Consider the following 3,795-nt stretch of genomic DNA (forward strand, 5'->3'; position numbering starts at 1 on the left):
TGATGCCCGGCGAGCTGCGCCACACTGGCGCCTATGAGCAACAATATTGATACCGGCCTTCTATTAAAAGGCGGCCTGCTGGCCGATGGTACAACCGCCGACATTCTCATTCGCGATGGAAAAATCGCTGAAATCTCCGACGGCTTAACCGCGCCGCAAAATGTTCGCGAGATTGATGTGGCGGGGCGACTGGTCGCGCCGGGGTTGGTGGACGGCCATGTTCATCTCGACAAAACTCTACTGGGCGGGCCTTGGATTCCTCATAGTCGAGGCGGCACCGTCGTCGAACGCATCGCCGCCGAAAAAGATATTCGGGCACGCAACAACACACCGCTGGAAACACGCGCCACAGCGCTGATTGACTTGCTCACAGAGCAAGGGACTGTGGCGCTGCGCAGCCATGTCGACATCGATCCCGAGATTGGACTCGCAAACCTGGAAGTGATTCTGGCACTACTCGAAAAAATTCGCGATCGCGTGTCGATCCAGCTTGTGGCCTTTCCGTAAAGCGGCGTGCGCGCGGCGCCGGGCACCGCGGCACTGCTGGAAGAGGCATTAAAGCTCGGCGTGGAGACCGTCGGCGGGGTGGACCCGGCGGCAATCGACGGCGATGTTGAGGGCCAGCTCGACCTGATATTCGATCTAGCGTAGCGCTACGACGCTGGCATCGATATTCACCTACATGATGGCGGCGAGCTCGGCATTTACGAGCTTGAGCAGATTGCGGAACGCTGCCAGGCGCTTGGCCTTGTCGGACGCGTCGCCGTGAGCCATGCGTATGCGCTGGGTATGGTAGCGGAATCGAGTGCCGCCGCCACGGCTGAACAATTGGCGCAAGCTGGCGTCGCCATCATGACGGCAGCTTCGGGCTTCGGCGCGATGCCGCCAGTGAAATTGCTGTTGAAAAGCGGCGTGCTGGTATTCGCAGGGTCCGATAATATTCGCGACGCTTGGTCCCCTTTCGGCAATGGAGACATGCTGGAACGCGCCCTATTGATCGCCTATTTAAGCGATATGAAAAGCGATGTGGATTTATCAGCGGCATTCGCGCTCGCCACGACAAAAGCCGCACTGGCCCTTGGTTTGGAGAATTTCGGCTTACACGTCGGTAACCCGGCAGACCTTGTCGTGCTACGGGCGGCCTCTGTACAAGAAGCCGTCGTGACCCACGCCGCGCGCGATTTAGTGATCAAGGGCGGGCGGATTCGGACGGCTTGAGAACAATATCCAATTTCCTCGTTTCTTGGACGCGCGATACGCGTCACCCAGAAATGGCATACCAGGCGCGACCTAGCCATTCATGCAGGCTGCGCGCGGTCGAACTCAGCGCCCCGGCGCTCGGTAAAAAGTCGAAAAAGGAAAAGGAAGAGACCGCGCGTATCTTTGTAGGCGCTGGCAAGACTTTGAACCCGACGCGTTCAAACTCAGTTTTTGCCCTCGGCATATGATCGGCATGCGTGACGAGAAGAATATTATCGATTCCCTCCGCTTCTAGTATTTCGCGACTGTAATCGGCATTGTCTCGAGTGTTCAGGGCGCGTTCTTCGGTCCATCGCACCGCAACGCCGAATTCGTTTTTGAGAACTTTATTCATCGCCCCTGCCTCAGAGTGCGTGCTCTCCTTGGGCCGCCCGCCGGTGACGAGAAGCGGCTTGCCTGTCAATCGGTGTAAATGGGCGCCGTAGCGTATCCGCTCTAGCGCCGACCCACTTACCGTATCTTCGCCATATTCGGGTGCATTAGCGTAAAGACCGGCGCCCAGTATCACGATCGCTTCGGCAGAATTCAAATCGGCTGGTGAAACCACGGCCTGAAGGTCGTCTGAGTGCGGCCAAATAGCTTTCGAAACGAGCGGCATGCTACAGGCGTAAAGAACCAGCAAACCGAAAGCCATTATCGTCACGGCAATTTTGCGAAACCAGAAAAGTAGGCAGAGGCCCAATAGCAAAATAAGTATGGGGCCGCCGGGTGGCAGCACCAGTAGCGTAACGATCTTGCTGGCAATGAATCCCGCCATAGCGTTACCGACCGAGATCCCGAGCGGGCACTAACAATCTCTGTATACGCGGCAGCCGAATGACTTGGAAGGCGCTGCTGTCGCTTGTAAGGCATGCTATTTGAGTTTGCATGTTCTCGTCCATTGCGGCACTTGCCGCGCACAGAACTATATCAGCAGCCTCGCCATAAGCGCGGCTCAAAGCTACCAACCACGGTCGATGTGGCAACCAATTCTATTTGCAGCCTGATAACGGCGACGCAACGAGACTGGGCCATATTTCGTCCCAGCCACCGGTATGCGATGCGCCGGATATGGTTTGAATTGCAATACAATTGCTTGTGCCGGCGCGGTGGCGATAGGATTTGGCAACGTAAGCACCTATAATTTCGTCTTCTGCGCCGACATAGTGAATCTGCGGGATGGCAGCAACTTGTGCCGCGACGTCGACTGCATTTAGGGAACCCGTCAAGGGCGGTACTTCTTTGCGTCGATGCAGCGTCACGTGATCGAGGTTTCCCGCGACGGTGCGGATGCTCGCGACATCTGAACGGCGCGCCGCCACGAGAACCGCTACGGCGCCACCACCTGAAAATCCGACCAGCTCGATAACTGTCGCGCCGGCAATTTTCTTGGCCTGATCAATGACCGCCGAAGTCGATGCAATCACTTCGGGAGCAAACCGGTGGCTGGTCCAATATTTCTGCGTACAATTGGGATTACGACCAACGCCGATAAATTGACACGGCCGGGCGATATAGAAGACGGCTGAAGTATGATCGGCGGCAGCTAACTTCAGTCCAACGGGATTTCGTGGCGTCGGATCGGGCGAAATGCGGTAGCGACTGATCCAGGCAAAACCATCCCCTTCGATATAAACTCTTAGCGCCGGGCCGGAGGCCGCCGCGGAAGATGGCCCAGCACGGTAAAATGTCTGCAATTCGAATGCGTCGCCGCGCAAGATTTGCGTGCTAAAACCCGCGCCACGCGCTAATTGCTGCGCGCCGTCGCGGCGGTCCTCCACGCCCGCGCAGGCGGCAAGCGCTACAATAGCGAAGAGCACGGCCACGACTGAAATCAAATTGTTTTGCATGTTGGATTCTTGCGCCACTACGCGCACGCCCCTTGCCTACTGCTCATTTTTAATTTGGTTCGTTTGATAGGACGCTTCCATTGCCAAATGAAAGATGGCCCCGCTGTTACGGCGGGGCCATCCAATCGATATTTATTTTCTCGCGATAACGAGATTCTAGAAGTTGTATTTAGCCCGGAAACTGCCCGTGTGGCTAAGAAAGTCACTCTTGATATCAGCATCGTAATCAGCGCTGAGGTCCCACATGCCGTCAGCCGTGGAGAAGGTAAGTCCGGCACCAACCGCGCCGCCAAACTCTTCAACTTCCGCGCCCTTAGTCGTGAAAGTCGTAGCGGCGCCTGTAAACCGAGAAACTGAATCGGCGTCATCTCCGGAAAAATCATAAGAGACGCTGGTCCGAACCTGCGGCGTCCAGCTGCCGTTTGTCGCCGCGTATGTAGCTTCATAATTTAAGCCGAGGATGCCAACCGCCATGTCCAGATCCTCGGGATTAACCACCAGGTTCAACACGCCCGCACCGGTCTCGGTAAAGCTTTGGCTCGAAAGATGGGTGTATTGGAACGCCGCGTTCGGTGTAAAAACATGCCGGCCACTTCTAAGCGGCACGCCGCCACCGACCCGCGCCGTATATTGATCGGCTTCGTACTCGCCCTTGGCGACTAAATTGAGACCGCCAAAATTGATGTCGCGGCTGGTCTCCACCTCG

Annotated in this window: 6 protein-coding genes; 3 read left to right on the forward strand and 3 right to left on the reverse strand. The window is 56.6% G+C overall.

Annotation, left to right across the window (positions count from 1 at the left end; genetic code table 11):
* The first annotated feature begins 33 nt into the window (after positions 1-33).
* The 3 genes from O3A94_17110 to O3A94_17120 are packed head-to-tail and all read left to right on the forward strand — an operon-like array spanning position 34 to position 1,218.
* On the forward strand, positions 34-507 hold the full coding sequence (locus O3A94_17110; protein ID MDA1357968.1) for a hypothetical protein: 474 nt from the start codon (positions 34-36) through the stop codon (positions 505-507).
* A 6-nt stretch (positions 508-513) separates the two neighbouring features.
* On the forward strand, positions 514-651 hold the full coding sequence (locus tag O3A94_17115; GenBank protein ID MDA1357969.1) for a hypothetical protein: 138 nt from the start codon (positions 514-516) through the stop codon (positions 649-651).
* A gap of 51 nt (positions 652-702) precedes the next feature.
* Positions 703-1,218: an amidohydrolase family protein gene (locus O3A94_17120; GenBank protein ID MDA1357970.1), complete on the forward strand. Its 516-nt coding sequence runs from the start codon at positions 703-705 to the stop codon at positions 1,216-1,218.
* 43 nt (positions 1,219-1,261) lie between these two features.
* On the opposite strand, the gene O3A94_17125 is transcribed toward O3A94_17120, so the two are convergent.
* From O3A94_17125 to O3A94_17135, 3 genes are all read right to left on the reverse strand, one after another.
* Positions 1,262-2,017: a YdcF family protein gene (locus O3A94_17125; protein MDA1357971.1), complete on the reverse strand. Its 756-nt coding sequence runs from the start codon at positions 2,015-2,017 to the stop codon at positions 1,262-1,264.
* A 214-nt stretch (positions 2,018-2,231) separates the two neighbouring features.
* The gene (locus O3A94_17130) at positions 2,232-3,107 is read right to left on the reverse strand and encodes an alpha/beta hydrolase (GenBank protein ID MDA1357972.1); all 876 of its coding nucleotides are present in this window, start codon (positions 3,105-3,107) and stop codon (positions 2,232-2,234) included.
* A 138-nt stretch (positions 3,108-3,245) separates the two neighbouring features.
* The coding region (locus O3A94_17135) for an autotransporter outer membrane beta-barrel domain-containing protein (GenBank protein MDA1357973.1) at positions 3,246-3,795 on the reverse strand (550 nt) is incomplete at its 5' end.

It is taken from the genome of Pseudomonadota bacterium (assembly GCA_027624955.1).
In the GTDB taxonomy this organism is placed as follows: domain Bacteria; phylum Pseudomonadota; class Alphaproteobacteria; order UBA828; family UBA828; genus PTKB01.